This window comes from Mesorhizobium sp. M7A.F.Ca.US.006.04.2.1 (assembly GCF_004022915.1).
Taxonomy (GTDB): domain Bacteria; phylum Pseudomonadota; class Alphaproteobacteria; order Rhizobiales; family Rhizobiaceae; genus Mesorhizobium; species Mesorhizobium ciceri.
This window is the reverse complement of record NZ_RZQA01001020.1, coordinates 1-1984: the sequence shown is the minus strand read 5'-3', so window position 1 is coordinate 1984 and position 1984 is coordinate 1. Positions and strand designations below refer to the sequence as shown.

The window sequence follows — 1984 nt, the reverse complement described above, 5'->3', positions numbered from 1 at the left end:
GGCCGAACCGGGCAATTCGCTTGGCCGCATCGAGGACATCGCCGCCTGGCTGGCCGCCTGGAGCGGGCGGGCTCCGCCCGCGGTGACAAGACCGCTGATGGCGGTCTTTGCCGGCAATCACGGCGTCACGCGCCACGGCATTTCGCCACGGCCGGTGGCGGCGACCGCCAACGCGGTCGAACTTTGCGCCGCCGGAGGTGCCGCGATCAACCAGATCTGCATTGCCTACGATCTCGGGCTTAAGGTTTTCGATCTTGCCCTGCACATCCCGACCGCCGACATCACCGAAGAGGCCGCGCTTGACGAGCGTGGCTGTGCCGCCACCATGGCCTTCGGCATGGAAGCGATCGCCGGCGGCACCGATCTTTTGTGTCTCGGCGATCTCGGCGTCGGCAACTCCACCGTCGCCGCCACCCTGTTTGCGGCGCTGTTCGGGGGCGGGGGCGCCGACTGGGCCGGCCCGGGGTCAGGCGCCGATACGGCGATGCAGGCACGCAAGGCGGACGTGGTCGATGCGGCGCTGGCTTTTCATGGCGGCCATCTCGGCGACCCGCTCGAGGCGCTGCGCCGGGTCGGCGGCCGGGAATTCGCGGCGATCGCCGGTGCCATTCTGGCCGCGCGGATGCAGAAGATCCCGGTGCTGCTCGACGGATTGGCGGCGACGGCAGCCGCAGCGGTACTGCATGGCGTCAATCCCGCCGCGCTCGACCATTGCCTGCTGGCCAGCCTGTCGCCGGAACCCGCGCATGCACGCGCCGCCCAACGGCTCGGCTTGCGCCCGTTGCTTGATCTGGGCATCAGCCATGGCGAAGGGGCAGGGGCCGCCCTTGCCGCGGGTCTGGTCAAGGCCGCCGCGCTGACCAGTTCGGGCATGGCTGCGGCGGTACGCGGTTAGGGCTTGAGGTATTACCGCCGTCGAGCCGCCACCGCTGCTGTCGGCAGTGCTGGCAATTCCTCCATCACCCGGCTCAGCGGGAAGATGGCGATCGCCTCGGTGCCTTCGCGCAGCTTGGAATGAAGTTCGAACTCGCCGCCATGCATTGCGAGCAGCCCTTGCACGATCGGCAGGCCAAGCCCGGTGCCTTGCTCGGCGCTCTTGATGGCGATGGAGCCCTGGCCGAAGGCGGAAAGCACGATCGGGATCTCGTCTTCCGGTATGCCCGGGCCATTGTCCTTGATCGAAATGTATTGTCCGCCGCCCGCCGTCCAACCGACACGGACACGGATTTCGCCGCCGGTGGCGGTGAATTTTATCGCGTTCGACAGAAGGTTGAGCGTGATCTGCCGCACGGCCCGTTCATCGGCGAACAGCCGAGGCAGCTCGTGCTCGAAATCCTGGACGACACGGATATCCTTGTTGCGCGCCCTCAACTCCATCATGTGACAGCAGTCCTCGACGATACCAAGCAGCATCACCGGCTCTTCATTGAGCTGGTAGCGGCCGGCCTCGATGCGTGACAGGTCGAGAATCTCGTTGATCAGGTCGAGCAGATGCTGGCCGGATTCGTGCACGTCATGGGCGTAGTCACGATAGGTGGGATTGCTCATCGGTCCCAGCACCTCGTTCGACATCACCTCGGAAAAACCGAGAATGGCGTTGAGCGGCGTGCGCAATTCGTGGCTCATCGAGGCGAGGAACCGCGATTTCGCCAGATTGGCGTCCTCGGCCCGCCGCCGCGCTTCGTCCGACATCGATTTCGCCGTCTCCAGTTCGGCGATCAGCGCATCCTTTTCGGAGCGGAACGACAGCATCATCAGGGACGAGTGGTTGAGATGACGGGCCACATAGGCGAAGAACGGCAGCGACACGACCAGCAGCGCGGCCATGATCGCCTCGACCGGCATCCATAGCTTGGCGCCGGCATAGGCGTAGAGCGCCACGGGAACGGCAAAGGTCGCCAGCAGCGCGCCCCGCAGAGACGAGGTCATCACCGCGGTCGCCGCCATGGCGAACAACAGCACCACGGCCTTGACGATGTGGAAC

General features: G+C 65.9%; 2 protein-coding genes. One reads left to right on the top strand and one right to left on the bottom strand.

The window, feature by feature from the left end; all coding sequences use genetic code 11:
* Positions 1-895 (top strand): nicotinate-nucleotide--dimethylbenzimidazole phosphoribosyltransferase (locus EN925_RS33635; RefSeq protein ID WP_164894582.1); only part of this gene is annotated, 895 nt, incomplete at its 5' end.
* A gap of 11 nt (positions 896-906) precedes the next feature.
* On the opposite strand, the gene EN925_RS33630 is transcribed toward EN925_RS33635, so the two are convergent.
* On the bottom strand, positions 907-1984 hold a 1078-nt coding region (locus EN925_RS33630; protein ID WP_164894581.1), incomplete at its 5' end, for a HAMP domain-containing sensor histidine kinase.